The sequence below is a fragment of the Paraburkholderia bryophila genome (genome assembly GCF_003269035.1).
Taxonomy (GTDB): Bacteria; Pseudomonadota; Gammaproteobacteria; order Burkholderiales; family Burkholderiaceae; genus Paraburkholderia; species Paraburkholderia bryophila.
On record NZ_QLTK01000002.1, the window covers coordinates 527,322 to 544,198 of the forward strand.

Consider the following 16,877-nt stretch of genomic DNA (forward strand, 5'->3'; position numbering starts at 1 on the left):
CTCCGCTTCTCAAAGTTCTGCGTTGACAGGCAATAGGGAGAATAGACCCGTTAGCGCGTTCCGGTACAAACCCGCCTGCGGATCGAAAATGTAGGTGCGGCGCTGGCCGTTTTCGACGTCGGTCCACACCAGCGGCGACAGCGGCGCGCCGATCGAACGCAGGTAGGCGAGCTGCGCGGCGTCGGCTAGCGTCACGTGGTAACTGGCCTCCGGCGCGATGGCGCGCTCGAAGATCTGCGCGACCTGGTTGGCGAGCGGCGCGCTGTGGATCACCAGCGCCAGTTCGGTGTTCAGATTGGCTGAACGGGGGTCGAGATTCATCGAGCCGATCACCAGAATCTCGTGATCGATCACGTAGGTTTTGGCATGCAGGCTGGCACGCGAACGCGAACCGGCAATCCCCGCGCGCGGCGTATTCTGTTGCGGCTTGAACTCGTACAGCTCGACGCCTTGCCGCAGCAGCGGCACGCGAAACGGACTGTAGCCCGCTTGCACGGCGACCGCGTCGGTGGCGGCGAGCGAGTTGGTCAGCACGGCGATCCGCACGCCGCGATGCGTCAGCACGCCCGCCGCCTGGACTCCGGATTCGTGCGGTACGAAGTAGGGCGAAATGATCAGGAAATCTTTCTGCGCGTCGTGCATCAGCTCGGCCAGGCGCTGCATCGGCGGACTCACATAGTCCGGCGACGGGTGCACGATTTTCTCCGGCAGATCCGCCTTGAATTCGGCGGGCGCCCAGGTCAGGCCAAGCTGGTCGTTGGCGATCTGCGTGGCGAGCGGTGTCGCGTTCAGCGGCTTCGCGTTGTACGGATCGGCGTTCTCGCGCCAGTGTTGACGCAAGTCTTCGCGGGTCTTGTCGAGTTCTTTCGCGTCGAACTTCTGCTGGTTCAGCACGCGCAACGGATAGGCAATGCTGCTGTTCCAGTAGTCGTCGAAACTGGCCGAAATGTCGGCGGTGATCGGGCCCGCGGCGAGCACGTCGAGATCGCGAAATTGCAGCGTTTCGCTGGCGCTGAAGTATTCGTCGCCCAGATTGCGGCCGCCGACGATCGCCAACTGGTTGTCCGCGATCATCGCCTTGTTATGCATGCGGCGCGTGAAGTGGCCGATCTGCGTGAACAGATTCGTCGTGCGTTCGAACACGCCTTGCTGCGCGCTGCCGAACGGATTGAACACGCGAATCTCGATGTTGTCGTGCGAGTTCAGCCCCGCCATCACCTGGTCGATGTCCTTGAAGTTCAGATCGTCGACCAGCATGCGCACGCGCACGCCGTGATCCGCCGCGTACAGCGCGGCGCCGAGCAGCAGCTTGCCGGTGGTGTCCTCGTTGGCGATGTAGTACTGCAAGTCGAGGGTCTTCGTCGCCGCGCGCGCGAGCGCGATGCGCATCTGCAACGCGTCGGTACCGCTCGACAGCACGCGAAAACCGGACTGGTTCGGATGCGCGGCTTCGAGCGGTGCAAGCGCGGTGTGCAGCGGTGTGGTCTCGGTGACGGGAAGCGCGTGGGTGACCTGACGGTCGAACGCGGTGGCGGGGGGCTTGGTGGCGCAGGCAGTCAGAAATGCCGTTGCGAGGCACAGCAGGAAGAAATGTCCGCTTGCCGCCCACGCCGATTTTCTATGCGGTGTGCTGAGCGCGTGCCAGCGTTGCGGTACGGTCTGGCTTGGCTTTGGATTCTGCTTCTGTTTCTGATGCCACGGCACGCTCGCTTCTCCCTTGATCGCAGGCTTCTCATGGCGACAGCGCAGGTGTTGGCCTGCGCTGTCGAGAAATGCATTCTAAGGGGAATTGCCGGGCTGGGCCGGGTTCGCCCGCATCACGGCGAGGGGATTAGCCGCGTTCGGCGCTCAGTGCGCGGTCGCCATCCGGATGCGTCGAACCCTTGGCCGGACGTCCTGCCCAATAGCCCGCGAGCAGCGAGCCGGAGAGGTTGTGCCACACCGAAAACAGCGCGCCGGGCAGCGCGGCGATCGGTGTGAAATACAGCTTGCCGAGCGTGGCCGCGAGGCCGGAATTCTGCATGCCGACTTCGATCGCGAGCGTGCGGCAGACGGCTTCGTCGAAGCCGAGCAAACGGCCGCCCCAGTATCCGCCGAGCAGGCCGATGCCGTTATGCAGCACCACGCCCAGCATCACCACGAGGCCGACCGACGCGATGCTCTTCTGCGTGCCGCCGACCACCGCGCCGATGATCAGGATGATCGCGACCATCGAAATCAGCGGCAGAATTGGTTCGACCTTGCGCACGATCTTGCCGAAAAGATGATTGACGGCGAGACCGACCACGATCGGCAGCGCGACGATTTGCAGGATGCTCATCAGCATGCCGTGCACGTCGACGACGATCGACGCGTCCACATACAGACGCGTCAGCAGCGGCGTCGCAAACACGCCGACGAGGGTCGATAGCGCGCTGATCGTCACCGACAACGCGACGTCGCCGCGCGCCAGATAGATCATCACGTTCGACGCCGTGCCGCTCGCCACGCTGCCCACCAATACCATGCCGGCGGTCAGATCGGGCGGCATGCGCAAGGCCCGGGCGATGACCCAGGCGGCGAGCGGCATCACAAGATAGTGCAGCACGATGCCGGCCACCACCGGCGCGGGCCGCGTGAAAACACGCTGAAAATCGGCGACGGAAAGTGTGACGCCCATGGCCAGCATGATGATGGTGAGCAGCGTGGTGACGTGCGGCGCGATGCCGGCGAACGACGCGGGCGAGCTGTACGCGGCGATCGACACGAGCACGGCCCAGAGCGGAAAGAGACGGGTGACGCGGGCGAGCATGACGGAGGGTCCTTGGTGTTTGCCGAGCGCGCATTTTACCTTCCGCAGCGGGGTTTCCGCGCGCAGATGGTTGCGCGTGCAACCAGCCAGGGGGGAGCTCGAACGAACGGCGGGCGGCGGCATAATCCGCCGCGCGCCGCTGCCCGCCGCGTCGATTTAAACAGAAGGATCCGACGCCTTCGCTTCAACCGGCACTTGCCGCAAGCTCAGCTTATGAAAGCGCAGCGTCATCAGCAAGGCGACGCTGGCGAGCCCCGCAGCCAGTCCCCACCACAGACCGAGCGCGCCGAGCCCGAAGTGAAACGCCAGCGTGTAGCCAGTCGGAAAGCCGATCACCCAGTAACCGAACGCCGCGGCGATCATCGGCACGCGGGTGTCCTTCAGACCGCGCAGACAGCCGGAGCCCACCGTCTGCATGCCGTCGACGATCTGGAAGATCGCCGCGACACCGAGCAGCGAACTCGCCAGCTTGACCGTGTCCGCATTAGCCGGATCGTCGAGATGCAGATACAGACCCACGATCCAATGCGGCGCCGCGATCAGCACGATGCCCGACAGCGTCATGAAGCCCACGCCGAGCGCCAGCGCGACGAAGCCGGCATGGCGCGCGGCGAGCGGCTGCCCCGCGCCGGACCAGAAGCCGACCCGCACATTGCCCGCCTGGCCGATCGCGAGCGGCACCATGAAGGCGACCGACGCCACGTTCAGCGCGATCTGATGCGCGGCCAGTTGCGATTCGCCCAGCAGGCCGACCATCAGACCCGTGGCGAGAAACAACGTCGACTCGACGCCGTAGGTGATCGCCACCGGCCAGCCGATGCCGAACAGTTCGCCCATCAGCGGTACGTTCGGCCGCGTCGCGACGACAAAATGGCGGTAGCGCGGCCGCAAATGCAGCAGCGCCATCAGCACCAGCGCGCTCAGCCAGACGGTGATCGAGGTCGCGGCCGCCGAGCCGAGAAAGCCGAGCCGCGGCAAACCAAACGCGCCGTGAATCAGCCCGTAGTTGAGAAAGCCGTTCACGAAGACGCTCACGAGCGACACCCACAGCAGCCGTTTCGCTGCGCCGATCGCCGGCAGGAACGAGCGCATCAGGCCGACGCCGATCAGGCTGCCGAGCGAGCCCCAACGCAGGACGGCCGCATATTCGCCGACGTTGTGCGCGAGCAGCGTGGGTTCGCCGAACGCCAGCAGGATCGGCGTGGCGAACGACAGCAGAATGAATGCCGGCACCGACAGCAGCACCGACAGCACGAGGCCGGTCCAGTAGATATGCGGCACGCGGCTTTCGTCCTGCGCGCCACGTGCATGCGACACGCTCACGCTGACGGAGGTCAGCACGCCCTGCAACAGCGTGACCACGACGAAAAACAGGTTCGCGCCGAGGCCGCCGGCGGCGAGCGCGTCGGGGCCGAGCGAGCCGAGCAGGATCGTGTCGGTGACGGCCATGGCCATTTGTGCCAGCTGGGAGATCGCGAGCGGCGCGGCGAGCCGCGCGGTGTCGGCGGCATGGCGGGAAAGCGTCGGCGGCCGGGAGGCCACCCGGGTGAAGCTGGATTGAGTCATGGAAGCGCCTGGCGGCGAAAGTAGCGACCGGATCACGGCAGGCGCGCGTTGCAGCGTTCGCGCGTGGGCGGGCGGTGACCCGGTGGCGAGGGACAGCGGCTCGGTCAACCGGCCGTTTGTTGTCTGTCGAAACTGACAGCTTATTGCCTGGGCGCGGCGCTGTCGATCAAAGAAGCACGATTTTGGTGCGTACGGCCCTCCGAATTTCCGGACCGCGGACCATGGATAACGAGGCGGGTGTGGTCAGGCTTCGTGAACCGCGATGCGCGTGTCGCCGAACAGCACCACCTGGCCTGCGCGGATTTTGCAGGTTTTACGCGTTTCGACCCGTCCGTCGACGGTGACCGCGCCGTCGCCGACCATCATTTTCGCCTGCCCGCCGCTCTCCGCGAGGCCCGTTATCTTCAGGAGATTGTGCAATTCGACGTAGTCGCCGGTGAGCGTGAAATCGAGGTTGGGCATGGCGTTTGCACCTTCAGGCAAAGGGTTCGCATCATAAGCCAGAAGCTGGCTTTGGAAGAAGCTTGCGCTGTGCCAGCGGCGGTTTGTAGGCTTTTGCAAGCAGATGTTATGTCATTGTCGGAAAGTGAAACCTTCCGTAACAGCATTCGCCGATTGCCAATTTCACTCGTAAAGTGGACATCAGTAGGAAAGATTGCGGGATTATCCCGCAACGAGAAGGCCGGACCAAGCATGGATTTGTGCGCGAAACATAAACATCCGTCACGGCGGATCGCACGGTACCAGGCGACTTAAATCGTTCGGTCACAACAATTTTAGAGAGGATTAAGCCATGACCCAGATTCGTACACTTCTGATCGGTACCGCCCTGACTGCCTTTGCCGCGACTGCCGCTGTCGCGCAGACCGCGCAGCCGGCCGCGGGTGCGGACGGCCAGGCTCAGATGCAGATGCAAGCGCCCGCCGCCGCCGGCGTGCAGCCGGTCACCCCGGCGCCGACGCGCCTGACCGCGCCGGGTTCGACCGATCCGCTGGTGCAGAAGCGCGACGCCGATGCCAAGGCGAACGCCGAGTACCGTGCGTCGAAAAAGGCGTCCAAGACGGAGCTGAAGGATCAGCAGAAGGCCGCCAAGGCGCAGTACAAGGATCAGGTGCGCGACGCCAAGATCAACCAGAAGGCGGATAAGCAAACCGCCAACAACGAAATGAAGATGAACATGCAAGGCCAGACGGGCGACCAGTCCGATGGCAGCGATGTGAAGCACTAAGCACGGAGGTATCGAATGAGCATTGCCCAATCCACCAGAAAGCAGATTTACGCCGCGCTGATCGTGGGGTGTCTGTCGTCCATGGCATCCATGGCGTTCGCGCAGGCGAGCGACCCGGCGGCCGCGCCCGTGACGCATGCCGACAAGAAGGCCGCGAAGGAACAGTCGAAGGCGGACAAGAAGGCGTCCGTCGCGCAAGCCAAGGCCGACAAGAAGAAAACCGACGCACAGGCCGACGCCGATAAGGCGAACGCCGACGCTAACGTGAAGGACGCAAAGAAGCAGTAGCAGGCGTGCGTTGGCGCTGAAAGACAGCGGCCCGAAATAAGGGTCGCTTGTCTGCGATGGTTGTATGGATATACAGTATGCGTCGCCATCCTCCATTCACTTTAGCGCCGAATCCACGTGCTCTCTGTCGCCGACTCTCCGCTGCCGTCCGATACATCGGCAGCGTCCGCCGCGTCCGGTTCATCCGACCCGGCGGACGCCGCCGACTGGCTTGCCAAACTCAACGACGCGCAACGCGAAGCCGTCGAGTATGGCGCGGACACACCCACCTTGCCGCCCGGCGCGCTGCTGGTCATCGCGGGCGCAGGCTCCGGCAAAACCAACACGCTGGCACACCGGGTCGCGAATCTCGTCGTGAAAGGCGTCGATCCACGCCGCATTCTCCTGCTGACCTTTTCTCGTCGCGCGGCGCTCGAAATGACGCGCCGGGTCACGCGCATCGCCAGTGCGGCGCTTGGCGCGCGCGCCGCGCTCGCGCAAGGGCTGACGTGGTCGGGCACGTTTCATAGCGTCGGCGCGCGGCTGCTGCGCGAATACGCGGATCTGATCGGCCTCGCACCGGCCTTCACGATCAACGACCGCGAAGACGCCGCCGACCTGATGAACCTGGTGCGCCACGAACTCGGCTTATCCGCGAAAGAGCGGCGTTTCCCGGCCAAAGGCACCTGTTTCGCGATTTATTCGCGCGTGGTGAACACCGGCGCGTCGCTCACCCATGTGCTCGACAGCGCGTTTCCGTGGTGTCGCGAGTGGGAGGACGATCTGCGCCGGTTGTTCGCCGCCTATGTCGACGCGAAGCAGAAGCAGAGCGTGCTCGATTACGACGATCTCCTGCTTTACTGGGCGCATATGGCCGCCGAACCGTCCATCGCGGCAGACCTGTCGGCGCGTTTCGACCATGTGCTGGTCGACGAGTACCAGGACACCAACCGTCTGCAGGCGTCGATCCTGCTCGCGCTGAAGCCGGACGGTCGCGGCCTGACCGTGGTCGGCGACGACGCCCAGTCGATCTATTCGTTTCGCGGCGCCACCGTGCGCAATATTCTCGACTTTCCCGCGCAATTCGATCCACCGGCGCGCCGGGTCACGCTCGAACGCAACTACCGGTCGAGCGCGCCGATTCTCGCGGCGTCGAATGCGGTGATCGAACTGGCCAGCGAGCGCTACACGAAGAATCTGTGGACCGACAAGGCGTCGGCGCAACGTCCGCGGCTCGTCACGGTCGCCGACGAAGCCGATCAGGCGCGTTACATCGTCGAGCAGGTGCTCGAAGCGCGCGAGCAGGGCGTCAAGCTCAAGTCGCAGGCGGTGCTGTTTCGCGCCGCGCATCACAGCGCCGCGCTGGAGATCGAACTGACCCGGCGCAATATTCCGTTCGTGAAGTTCGGCGGCCTGAAGTTTCTGGATTCGGTACACGTCAAGGACATGCTCGCGGTGCTGCGTTGGGCGGAGAATCCGCGCGACCGCGTCGCCGGGTTCCGCGTGGTGCAGTTGCTGCCCGGCGTCGGCCCGGCCACCGCCGCGAAGGTGCTCGACGAAATCGCCGCGCGCGCGGGTGCCGGTAATCCCGCCGACACCGCCGGCGGCGCGCTGGCCGCGTTCACCGCACCGGCTCGCGCGCAGGAAGACTGGCATCCGTTCGTCAAGCTAATGTCGAGCGTCTACGGCCGCCAGACGCCGTGGCCGGCCGAATTCGAAATGGTGCGGCGCTGGTACGAGCCGCATCTGGAGCGCAACCACGAGGACGCGGCGATCCGTCACGCCGATGTGTTGCAGATGGAAAGCATCGCGGGCACGTATCCGTCGCGCGAACGCTTCCTGACCGAATTGACGCTCGACCCGCCCGACGCCACCAGCGGCGAATCCGGCGTCCCGTTGCTCGACGAGGACTATCTGATCCTTTCCACGATTCATTCGGCGAAGGGGCAGGAATGGCGCAACGTGTTCGTGCTGAACGGCGTCGACGGTTGCATTCCGTCCGACCTCGGCACCGGTAGCGAAGAGGAAATCGACGAGGAGCGGCGCCTGCTTTACGTGGCGATGACGCGGGCCAAAGAGGACCTGCATATCGTCGTGCCGCAGCGCTTCTACGTGCACAACCAGACGCAGATGGGCGACCGCCACGTCTGGGCGTCGCGCACGCGCTTCATTCCCGCGCATCTGATGCCGCTGTTCGACGCCTATGCGTGGCCGCGTGTGGCGATTCCGAGCGCGCCCACGGCGGCGGGGCTCGCCGCTGCGGCACGGGCGAAGATCGAGATCGGGGCGAAGTTGAGAAAGATGTGGGATTGAGGGCGCCGGGATGCGCTCTTTGGCGTAAATGACGGGTGGGCCTCGTGACGTCGGCCCACCGGCCCCAAACCGCCGCCAGCCTTTACCGCGACTGTCGTTGCTGCTGTTGCGGCGCCGGACGCGGCGGCACGAAGAAATTACGCAGCCAGGCCGCCAGTCGCGAAAACACGTCGTATGGCTCTTCGACGAAAATCTCGGGCTTGAGCAGGCGCAAATATTCCATGATCTGCTGCGCTTCCTGCTTCTGGAACGAGCCGTGCGAAATGCCCAGCCGCAGCAGGCCACGCAATTCGCCGAGCTTTTCGCGCGCGGTGCTGCCCACACCGGTTTCGCACGCCACCTTTGCTTCGTACACCCGCTGACGCAGCGATTCCACCAGCCGCCAGGCCGGCGTCTGCATCACTTCCTCGAGCGCCTGGATGTCTTGCGCGGCGCTTTTGATCTGTGCCGCGAGCGGGTCGATCAGCGCGGCGTCGCCTTCGGCTTCCTTGACGATCGCCGCCGCCCAGTCGCGGCACTGCTTGGCGAGCTCTTCCGGCGTCCATTCCGAACGCGCCGCGAAACCGAAGCCGAATTCGCCCGCCTGCCGCATCAGAATCGCGACGACATCCGGGAATTCCTTGTCCAGCGTGCGTTTGGCCCAGGCGTACTGGCCACCTTGCAGCATCCGCTGCACGGCGTGTTCGGTCAGCGGCACCATATTGTCGAGCAGCTTGGCGCGCAAGAAATCCTCGAAGGACGGCGTCGCGAACTGCGGATCGAGCTTCAGCGAAACCCGCAGAAAAGCGTCGAAATCCTTGCGCAGCGTCGCAATGGTCTCGTCTTTGAGCGTGAGGGTGATTTGACCCATGTGTTATCCCGTTTGGTCCTGCCGCGCGGCTTCGTCGCGTCATCCGGCCGCGCATGGACCTGGTGAGACGCGACCCATGCTGCCGGCGCGATTGCTTCCTGCCTGTTGCCGCGTCATCAGCGGGACGTCGTATCCCGATGAGCGGACCTCGACTTCATATCGGCGGATTCAGGGAAAACTTAAGGGCATGCGGCTCATGGGAGCCGGCATTAGAAGGAAGCATCGCCCAACGGGTTCGTGCCTGACGTTTGCCGTGCGTAACGTGCCGCGCTGCGTTGCTGCGCCTGGATTGCCTTGCCTGGTTTGCCGCGTTCAGGTCGCCGTGCCCGGTTGCCGTACTTCCCTGCCGGCGCCGTTCGCGGCAAAAACGTCACGGCGCCGGGCAAGGGAGCGTTGGGCAGGCCGGCTCCGCCGTCGCTGAGGGCTCGACGGCGTTTGCACGCTATTTAAGCACGACCAATTGCCAGACAAAAAAGACCGCGAGTCCGACCGCGATGGTCAGGAGCGGGCGCCGCGTCACGGCGCTCACCAGCACGGCGGCGAGTGCGCCGACCAATTGCGGATTGCGCCAGCTCAATTCGGCCTGAGTGCCGTGCGGCGACACCGCCATCGGCACGATGATCGCGGTCAGCACGGTGACCGGTACGAAGCCGAGGGCGGTGCGCACGAGCGGCGGAAACACCAGCCGGTCGCCGAGTACGAAGACGGCGGCGCGGATCACCCACGTGATGAGCGCCATGCCGAGAATCAGGGCGACGTAGTTCATCGCGACGCCTCCGCTGTGCCGCGCGGGGTGGGGCGCGCCGTCGACAGCAGCACGCCGACCGCGACGCCGGCGAACACGGCGCCGAGCAGGCCGAGTTTGTACGGCCACGCCTGCCAGAAGAAGGCCAGCGTGCCTGTCGTGACGGCGGCGGCGATATAGCGCAGCGCGACGAGTTGCGGCACGACGATCGCGATGAAGGTGGCGACCATCGCGAAATCGAGCCCGAGCGATTGCAGGCCGGGGAACGCGGCGCCGAACAGCAGGCCGGCGGCGGTCCAGAGTTGCCAGTTCAGGTACATCGCGAGACCCGCGCCGAAGAAATAGTGCGGGCCGACGGTGCCGGGTTCCTTATGCCGGTAGTGCTCCCACGCGACCGCGAACACCTCGTCGGTGAGCAGCGCGCCGAGCGCCCAGCGCCAGCGCGTCGACAGATGCGCGACGTGCGGCGCGAGCGTCGCGCTATACAGTACGTGGCGCAGATTGACGACCAGCGTGGTCGCCCAGATCACCGCGAAACTCGCGTGACCGGCGATCAGACCGAGTGCGATGAACTGCGCGGAGCCGGCGAACACGACGAGCGACATCAACTGCCCATGCCATAGATGCAGCGGACCGGATGCGACGAGCGTGCCGAAAATGACGCCGAAAGGCGCGGCGCCGACCATCATCGGAATGATGTCGCGCGCGCCGGCGGTGAATGCTTTGAAGTGGCCTGTGCGAGTGGGCTGGGCCTGGGTGGAATGGGTCAATCTTGCCTCCTTGATGCGGCAAGCATAGCGGGACGCGGGTGGTGGGGCTTGTACGTTCTTGCGGCGCAGCGGCGGGCGTTGGCGGCGGCGACGTTTCGTGCACCAAGGGCGGCGTGGCGAAGGCTGTGGTGGAGAGGTGTTTAGCCCGGACGGTGCGTCGTTGCCGTTGTAGTTCCCTTTCCCTTACGCTCAAGGGCCTTGCCAGCGTCCGGGCGGCACGCCGAACATGCGCCGGAAGTGCCGCGTGAAATGGCTTTGATCGGTGAAGCCGCTGGCCGCGGCGACATCCGTGACCGACACGCCCGCGCGCAACGGCGCCAGCGCGCGCTGCAAGCGCACCTGATTGCGCCATGCATGCGGCGGCAGGCCGGTGGTCTGCGTGAACAGGCGCGCCGCGTGAAACGGCGAAAGCCCCACCGCGCGCGCTACGTCGGCGAGCGCGACGGGCTCGACGAGGTCGCCTGTCAGACGCTCTTTCATGAGCGCGACGCGGGTGTCGTCGGTAGCGAGGCGTGCGGGCCTTCCTTGCGTTTGCGAGTAGCGGACCAGCAGCATGGACATGGCGTCGAGCAGGGCGGCTTCGGCGGCGAGTGCGTCGCTGCCCGCTTCGAGCAAGCGATGCGCGCGCGCGAGCCGCCTCGCCAGATCGGGATCGCGAATCACGCCCGGCTCGAACCACGGTAAGGCCTGCGGCTTGCCGGTGACTTCGTTGGCGAGGTCGTGAATGAAATCCACCGGCGCATAGATCACGCGATAACGCCAGCCGGCCTCGATCGCCTTCGAACCGGTGTGCAACTCACCGGGATTGATGATCGGCACGGTGCCGGCTTCGGCCACATAGTCGGCCCCGCGATACCGATAGCCCTCGGCGCCCGCGACGATCACCGGAATCGTGTACGCGTCGTGCCAATGCGGCGCGAACTCATGGTTGTGATATTCGGCGGTGACCAGATCCGCGCCGGGCAAAAGCGGCGTGCGCCAGTAGCGGGCGGAATCCTGGAAGCGGTGGGCGGCGGTCATGATGAAGGTTCGGTGCAACGGCTCAGTGTAGCGCGACGTAAGCGCTACCGCGCCATCCGGCAGCGCATCGGCCGATCGCGTTTTGCCGTAGGAAAGCGGCTTACTTGAGCGGGATCGTGGTGCCGGCCGGCATCGGCACGGCGCTCACGCTGTTTTTCGCACTGCCGCTGACGACCCGGTCGCTGTACGTGAGATATACCAGTGCATTGCGCTTCGCGTCGACTACCCGTACCACGTGCAGTGATTTGAAGATCAGCGACATGCTTACCGAGAACACGTCGGCCTGTTGCTTGACCGGTCCGGTGAAATGGATCGCCCCGACCTGACGGCAGGCGATGGACGCCTCGGTCGGATCTTCGGCGATACCGAGCGTGCCTTTGACGCCACCGGTTCGCGCTCGCGATACATAGCAGGTCACGCCCTGGACGACCGGATCGTCATAGGCCTCGACCACGACACGATCGGAACCGGTGATGCGGAAGTTGGTATTGACGCTGCCGACTTCTTCACTGTGCGCCGAAGGCAGCAGCAGGGCGGCGGCAATGGCAAATGCGATGCGCGACGAGGTGGGTTTCATGGGTTGCCGGAAGTGAGCACGTGAGTTGAGCGCGACAAGGCGTGACAGCTGGCTGCGAAGTGCGCGCGAGGAAGTCGCCATCGTATAACGGCGCGCTCGTGAAAGGGCTGGTGCAAATGAGCGGGCGGGCTGGAGAACGGCACACCAAGCTGGCGATGCCAGGCTCGAAGAGCGAAGCGCAACGCGCGTCAAATTCGCGTCCCAAAACAAAAAGGCCCGCACGAATGCGGGCCTTTCAAATTTTTTGGCTCCTCGACCTGGGCTCGAACCAGGGACCTACGGATTAACAGTCCGGCGCTCTACCGACTGAGCTATCGAGGACCAGCAGTACAACTTGATCTACATAAAAAAGCCCGTCTTGGTTAACGGGCTTTTGCAATTCTTGGCTCCTCGACCTGGGCTCGAACCAGGGACCTACGGATTAACAGTCCGGCGCTCTACCGACTGAGCTATCGAGGAACAGAACAACAAACAGCAGAGAAACGAAATTGTAGGAGTAGCTTAAGCGCCTGTCAATACCCTGCGCGGCTCGTTTTCATTTGAATCGACCGATGAGATCCGAGCGGAGGAGGCAGACGGCTACGCTCAGCGAGCGAGCAGTTCGAGCTTTTCCTTGATGTCCTTGAACTCGTCGGCTTCCGGCAGCGGAGCCTTGGTCTTGGTGATGCTCGGCCAGTTTTTCGCCAGGTCGGCGTTCAGCTCGATGAAGTGCTGCTGGTCGCCCGGCACGTCTTCTTCGGCATAAATGGCATTCACCGGGCACTCGGCCACGCACACGGCGCAGTCGATGCATTCGTCGGGGTCGATCGCGAGGAAGTTGGGACCTTCGCGAAAGCAGTCCACTGGACACACATCGACGCAGTCGGTATAGCGGCACTTAATGCAGCTTTCGGTCACAACGTGAGTCATTCAGGCAGCTCCTGCATGCAGAATCAGGGAAGGCGAATACGCCAAAAGCGCTATTGTAGCGTAACGTCAAGAGGCGGTTGCACCATCGGGCTACGGCTTTTATACGTTTTCGTGATTAGTTTATGGCGGGCTGAACAGCCGTCGCGCGGGCACGCGGAATTCGCGTGCATTCGGGTAACATGCGTCAGGTCGGCGGCCACGGGGCACGCCGCATGCGCATAGGTTGAGTCAGGCCTTCCGTTCTTCCCGCGGTCCAGTTCGCACCATCATGATTATTACTTCGCTGCTCGACACCGATCTGTACAAGTTCACGATGATGCAAGTGGTGTTGCATCACTTTCCCGCGGCGAATGTGGAATACCGTTTCCGCTGCCGTACGCCGAATGTCGATCTCGTGCCGTATATCGCCGAGATTCGCGACGAAGTGCGCAAGCTGTGCGATCTGCGCTTTACCGACGGGGAGCTCGACTACTTGCGGCGCATGCGCTTCATCAAGGGCGACTACATCGAGTTTCTCGCGCTGTTTCATCTGAACGAGAAATACATTTCGATCGAGCCGTCGCCGAAGGGCAATGGCGAAATCGACATCGAGATCAAAGGACCGTGGCTGCATACGATCCTGTTCGAGATCCCGATGCTCGCGATCGTCAACGAAGTCTATTTCCGCAACACGCAGCAGAAGCCCGACTACAGCGAAGGGCGCGGCCGTCTCGTCGAGAAGATCCAGTTGCTGGGCGCGCGCCCGGAATTCGCCGATTGCAAGATCGCCGATTACGGCACCCGCCGCCGCTTCTCCAAGCAATGGCACGAAGAGGTGATCCTCACGCTCAAGGACGGCCTGGGCGAGCAGTTCGCCGGCACTAGCAACGTCTTCTACGCCATGAAGCACAGCCTGACGCCGCTGGGCACGATGGCGCACGAATACTTGCAGGCTTGTCAGGCGCTGGGTCCGCGCTTGCGTGACTCGCAGATCTTCGGCTTCGAAATGTGGGCCAAGGAATATCGTGGCGACCTGGGTATCGCGCTCTCCGACGTGTACGGCATGCAGGCCTTCCTGCGCGACTTCGACATGTACTTCTGCAAGCTGTTCGACGGCGCGCGCCACGATTCCGGCGATCCGTTCGACTGGGGCGAGCGCCTGCTCAAGCATTACGAAGAGAACCGCTGCGACCCGCGCACCAAGATCCTCGTGTTCTCCGACGCGCTCGATATTCCCAAGGTGCTGCAGTTGTACGAACGATTCCGCGGCCGCTGCAAGCTGGCCTTCGGCGTGGGCACCAATCTGACCAACGACCTCGGCTACAACCCCTTGCAGATCGTCATCAAGATGGTTCGCTGCAACGGTCAGCCGGTGGCCAAGCTGTCGGATTCGCCCGGCAAGAACATGTGCGAAGACAAGGCCTATCTCGCGTATTTGCGCCAGGTGTTCGGCATCGCGCAGCCTGAGGAAGAGGTGTCGAAGTAAGCCGCTGCGTCTGCGGCGCTCTGCCGCCGGTCTTGCTTTGCGTGTACTTTGCCCATGTGTCTGGCGGCCCGCAATAGGCCGTTCGGCCAGGGTGTTCGTGCGCAGGGTGGCCGGTATAATCCTCGTCACATTGCACGGCTGTCGACACGAGGATTTCGCATATGGACACATCGATTGCCCGCCGCAACATCCTGGCGCGCATCCGCGCCGCGCAAGGGCGCGAGCCCGAGCCGTCCGCCGCCGAACGCGAGGCCGCCGCCGATTACGTCGCGCGTCATCCGGCTGGCCCGCGGCCGGAAATGCCGGCCGATCTGAGTGCGCGCTTCATCGAAGAAGCCCAGAAAATGGCGACCACGGTGGAGACGGTTCAGACAATGAGCGAGGTGCCGGCCGCCGCGCATCGCTACCTCACGCAACACGCCTTGCCGTTGCAAGCCATCGCCTGGCAAACGCTGCAGGATATGCAGTGGGCCGAAGCCGGTCTCAGCGTCGAATTCCGCAAGCCGCAAGACGGCGACGTGGTGGGCCTCACGGGCTGCTTCTGCGCGACGGCCGAAACCGGCACGCTGGTGTTGCTGTCCGGTCCGCAGACTTATGCGTCGGCCGGTCTGCTGCCGGAAACGCATATCGCGATCGTGCCGGCTTCGCGCATCGTCGCGGGTCACGAAGAGGCGTTCGGCCTGATTCGCAGTGAGCGCGGCGAATTGCCTCGTGCGGTCAATTTCGTTTCCGGGCCGTCGCGCACCGGCGATATCGAACAGACCATCGTGCTCGGCGCGCATGGGCCTTACCGCGTGCATGTGATCGTCGTGCAAGGCGCCTGAGCGGCGCCCGCATCGGCGTCTCCGGCCATCGCGGCCACCGTGATAACAAGGACTTCAAGAGTATGAAAGGGCACGCCGGTTGGGCGGGCATAGCGCTCGCCATTGTTGTATCGACGTTGATGGGCTGGCCGCAACCGGCCGCTGCCGCGACGCTGGACGGCGCGACCTTGTCCGCGTTGTGGGGCTTGCCGTTCGCCGGCGTGCTGCTGTCCATCGCGGTGTTCCCGCTGGTGGCGCCGGCGTTCTGGCATCACCATTTCGGCAAGATCGCGGCAGCGTGGGCACTGCTGTTCCTCGTGCCGTTCGCGCTTACGTTCGGCACCGGGGTTGCGTCCGGCGCGCTCGTGCATGCGTTGCTCGAGGAATATGTTCCGTTCATCGTGCTGCTTACGGCGCTCTATACCGTGGCGGGCGGCATCTGCGTGCGGGGTAATCTGCACGGCACACCGCGCCTGAATACCGGTATCCTCGCGCTCGGTACCGTGCTGGCGAGCATCATGGGCACGACCGGCGCGGCCATGCTGTTGATCCGTCCGTTGCTGCGCGCCAACGACAACCGCAAGCACGTCGTCCACGTGGTCGTGTTCTTCATTTTTCTGGTGGCGAATGCGGGCGGCTCGCTCTCGCCGTTGGGCGATCCACCGCTGTTCCTCGGGTTCCTCCAGGGCGTCGGTTTCTTCTGGACCACCACGCATCTCGCGCTGCCCATGCTGTTCGTCTGCGCGGTGCTGCTCGGCGGGTTCTATGCGCTGGACTCGTATTATTTTCATCGGCGGGAGGAGGAACGTTCGCGCTTTCTCGATCCGACGCCGGACTCGCCGCCGCTCGGCATAGACGGCAAGATCAATTTTCTACTGCTCGTCGCGGTGATCGCGTTGGTGTTGATGAGCGGGCTGTGGAAGCCGGGCATCGAGTTCGACGTGTTGGGCACGCACGTGGCCTTGCAAAACGCCGTGCGCGATCTTGCGCTGATCGGGGTGACGTTGCTCTCGCTGGTGTTGACGCCGCGGGCCGCGCGCGCCGGCAACGATTTCAACTGGGCGCCGATCGAAGAAGTGGCCAAGCTGTTCGCCGGTATCTTCGTGACGATCGCGCCGGTCATCACGATCCTGCGCGCGGGCGAGGCAGGTGCGTTCGCGGGCATCGTTCATCTGGTCAACGACTCCGCCGGTCAGCCGCACGACGCAATGTACTTCTGGGCCACCGGGCTGCTGTCGTCGTTTCTCGATAATGCACCGACCTATCTCGTGTTCTTCAACCTGGCCGGTGGCGACGCGCAGACACTGATGACCACCGGCGCCACCACGCTCGCCGCCATCTCGGCGGGCGCGGTGTTCATGGGCGCAAACACGTACATCGGCAATGCGCCGAACTTCATGGTGAAAGCGATCGCGGAGTCGCGCGGCGTGCGTATGCCGAGTTTCTTTGCGTATCTCGGCTGGTCTTGCACGGTGTTGCTGCCGCTTTTCCTCGTGACCGGCTGGCTGTTCTTTTAACGCAAACTTTCGAATCGAACCGACCAACCCGACCTTCAACGCCGAGACAAACGAAC

Annotated in this window: 16 protein-coding genes and 2 tRNA genes; 6 read left to right on the forward strand and 12 right to left on the reverse strand. The window is 64.0% G+C overall.

The window, feature by feature from the left end; translation table 11 throughout:
• Positions 1-9 precede the first annotated feature (9 nt).
• The 4 genes from BX591_RS05935 to BX591_RS05950 all read right to left on the reverse strand — a co-directional run bounded on the left by BX591_RS05935 (position 10) and on the right by BX591_RS05950 (position 4,819).
• Positions 10-1,584: a phospholipase D family protein gene (locus BX591_RS05935; protein ID WP_111929920.1), complete on the reverse strand. Its 1,575-nt coding sequence runs from the start codon at positions 1,582-1,584 to the stop codon at positions 10-12.
• 247 nt (positions 1,585-1,831) lie between these two features.
• Entirely contained in the window at positions 1,832-2,791 is a 960-nt protein-coding gene (gene panS, locus BX591_RS05940) for a ketopantoate/pantoate/pantothenate transporter PanS (protein ID WP_111929752.1), read from the reverse strand.
• 156 nt (positions 2,792-2,947) lie between these two features.
• Positions 2,948-4,357, reverse strand: a complete 1,410-nt coding sequence (locus BX591_RS05945; protein WP_111929753.1) for an MATE family efflux transporter — start codon at positions 4,355-4,357, stop codon at positions 2,948-2,950.
• 243 nt (positions 4,358-4,600) lie between these two features.
• Positions 4,601-4,819, reverse strand: coding sequence for an RNA-binding S4 domain-containing protein (locus BX591_RS05950; protein WP_035547440.1), 219 nt, complete (start codon positions 4,817-4,819; stop codon positions 4,601-4,603).
• A 331-nt stretch (positions 4,820-5,150) separates the two neighbouring features.
• Here BX591_RS05950 and BX591_RS05955 point away from each other — a divergent pair, with 331 nt between their 5' ends.
• The 3 genes from BX591_RS05955 to BX591_RS05965 all read left to right on the forward strand — a co-directional run bounded on the left by BX591_RS05955 (position 5,151) and on the right by BX591_RS05965 (position 8,165).
• Entirely contained in the window at positions 5,151-5,585 is a 435-nt protein-coding gene (locus BX591_RS05955) for a hypothetical protein (protein ID WP_111929754.1), read from the forward strand.
• A 15-nt stretch (positions 5,586-5,600) separates the two neighbouring features.
• Positions 5,601-5,873 (forward strand): hypothetical protein, encoded by a 273-nt coding sequence (locus tag BX591_RS05960; protein WP_111929755.1) that lies wholly within the window; start codon positions 5,601-5,603, stop codon positions 5,871-5,873.
• Between the two features lie 141 nt (positions 5,874-6,014).
• Positions 6,015-8,165 (forward strand): ATP-dependent helicase, encoded by a 2,151-nt coding sequence (locus BX591_RS05965; protein WP_420849343.1) that lies wholly within the window; start codon positions 6,015-6,017, stop codon positions 8,163-8,165.
• An 82-nt stretch (positions 8,166-8,247) separates the two neighbouring features.
• Here the strand turns inward: BX591_RS05965 and BX591_RS05970 are convergent, their stop codons facing one another.
• The 8 genes from BX591_RS05970 to fdxA all read right to left on the reverse strand — a co-directional run bounded on the left by BX591_RS05970 (position 8,248) and on the right by fdxA (position 13,036).
• Positions 8,248-9,015 carry a DUF4088 family protein gene (locus BX591_RS05970; protein WP_035547431.1) on the reverse strand — a complete coding sequence of 256 codons (768 nt, stop codon included), beginning with the start codon at positions 9,013-9,015 and terminating at the stop codon, positions 8,248-8,250.
• Between the two features lie 442 nt (positions 9,016-9,457).
• Positions 9,458-9,781 carry an AzlD domain-containing protein gene (locus BX591_RS05975; RefSeq protein ID WP_111929757.1) on the reverse strand — a complete coding sequence of 108 codons (324 nt, stop codon included), beginning with the start codon at positions 9,779-9,781 and terminating at the stop codon, positions 9,458-9,460.
• Positions 9,778-10,530 carry an AzlC family ABC transporter permease gene (locus BX591_RS05980; RefSeq protein ID WP_111929758.1) on the reverse strand — a complete coding sequence of 251 codons (753 nt, stop codon included), beginning with the start codon at positions 10,528-10,530 and terminating at the stop codon, positions 9,778-9,780. Before BX591_RS05980 ends, BX591_RS05975 begins: the two co-directional genes overlap by 4 nt.
• Before the next feature lie 189 nt (positions 10,531-10,719).
• The gene (locus BX591_RS05985; RefSeq protein ID WP_111929759.1) at positions 10,720-11,550 is read right to left on the reverse strand and encodes a helix-turn-helix transcriptional regulator; all 831 of its coding nucleotides are present in this window, start codon (positions 11,548-11,550) and stop codon (positions 10,720-10,722) included.
• Positions 11,551-11,650: 100 nt separating this feature from the next.
• Positions 11,651-12,127, reverse strand: coding sequence for a CreA family protein (locus BX591_RS05990; protein WP_111929760.1), 477 nt, complete (start codon positions 12,125-12,127; stop codon positions 11,651-11,653).
• Positions 12,128-12,372: 245 nt separating this feature from the next.
• Positions 12,373-12,448, reverse strand: a tRNA-Asn gene (locus BX591_RS05995).
• A 62-nt stretch (positions 12,449-12,510) separates the two neighbouring features.
• A tRNA-Asn gene (locus BX591_RS06000) sits at positions 12,511-12,586 on the reverse strand.
• 126 nt (positions 12,587-12,712) lie between these two features.
• Positions 12,713-13,036: a ferredoxin FdxA gene (fdxA, locus tag BX591_RS06005; protein WP_111929761.1), complete on the reverse strand. Its 324-nt coding sequence runs from the start codon at positions 13,034-13,036 to the stop codon at positions 12,713-12,715.
• 268 nt (positions 13,037-13,304) lie between these two features.
• Here fdxA and pncB point away from each other — a divergent pair, with 268 nt between their 5' ends.
• The 3 genes from pncB to BX591_RS06020 all read left to right on the forward strand — a co-directional run bounded on the left by pncB (position 13,305) and on the right by BX591_RS06020 (position 16,821).
• Positions 13,305-14,501: a nicotinate phosphoribosyltransferase gene (gene pncB / locus BX591_RS06010; protein ID WP_111929762.1), complete on the forward strand. Its 1,197-nt coding sequence runs from the start codon at positions 13,305-13,307 to the stop codon at positions 14,499-14,501.
• A gap of 161 nt (positions 14,502-14,662) precedes the next feature.
• On the forward strand, positions 14,663-15,325 hold the full coding sequence (locus BX591_RS06015; protein WP_111929763.1) for a LutC/YkgG family protein: 663 nt from the start codon (positions 14,663-14,665) through the stop codon (positions 15,323-15,325).
• A 62-nt stretch (positions 15,326-15,387) separates the two neighbouring features.
• Positions 15,388-16,821 carry a sodium:proton antiporter gene (locus tag BX591_RS06020; RefSeq protein ID WP_111929764.1) on the forward strand — a complete coding sequence of 478 codons (1,434 nt, stop codon included), beginning with the start codon at positions 15,388-15,390 and terminating at the stop codon, positions 16,819-16,821.
• Positions 16,822-16,877 lie beyond the last annotated feature (56 nt).

Coding starts and splice junctions, on each gene's coding strand:
- BX591_RS05945 (WP_111929753.1), bottom strand. CDS start 4,357: ATGACTCAATCCAGCTTCACCCGGGTGGCCTCCCGGCCGCCGACGCTT.
- BX591_RS06020 (WP_111929764.1), top strand. CDS start 15,388: ATGAAAGGGCACGCCGGTTGGGCGGGCATAGCGCTCGCCATTGTTGTA.
- pncB (WP_111929762.1), top strand. CDS start 13,305: ATGATTATTACTTCGCTGCTCGACACCGATCTGTACAAGTTCACGATG.
- BX591_RS05975 (WP_111929757.1), bottom strand. CDS start 9,781: ATGAACTACGTCGCCCTGATTCTCGGCATGGCGCTCATCACGTGGGTG.
- BX591_RS05990 (WP_111929760.1), bottom strand. CDS start 12,127: ATGAAACCCACCTCGTCGCGCATCGCATTTGCCATTGCCGCCGCCCTG.
- BX591_RS06015 (WP_111929763.1), top strand. CDS start 14,663: ATGGACACATCGATTGCCCGCCGCAACATCCTGGCGCGCATCCGCGCC.
- BX591_RS05985 (WP_111929759.1), bottom strand. CDS start 11,550: ATGACCGCCGCCCACCGCTTCCAGGATTCCGCCCGCTACTGGCGCACG.
- BX591_RS05960 (WP_111929755.1), top strand. CDS start 5,601: ATGAGCATTGCCCAATCCACCAGAAAGCAGATTTACGCCGCGCTGATC.
- fdxA (WP_111929761.1), bottom strand. CDS start 13,036: ATGACTCACGTTGTGACCGAAAGCTGCATTAAGTGCCGCTATACCGAC.
- BX591_RS05950 (WP_035547440.1), bottom strand. CDS start 4,819: ATGCCCAACCTCGATTTCACGCTCACCGGCGACTACGTCGAATTGCAC.
- BX591_RS05955 (WP_111929754.1), top strand. CDS start 5,151: ATGACCCAGATTCGTACACTTCTGATCGGTACCGCCCTGACTGCCTTT.
- BX591_RS05970 (WP_035547431.1), bottom strand. CDS start 9,015: ATGGGTCAAATCACCCTCACGCTCAAAGACGAGACCATTGCGACGCTG.
- panS (WP_111929752.1), bottom strand. CDS start 2,791: ATGCTCGCCCGCGTCACCCGTCTCTTTCCGCTCTGGGCCGTGCTCGTG.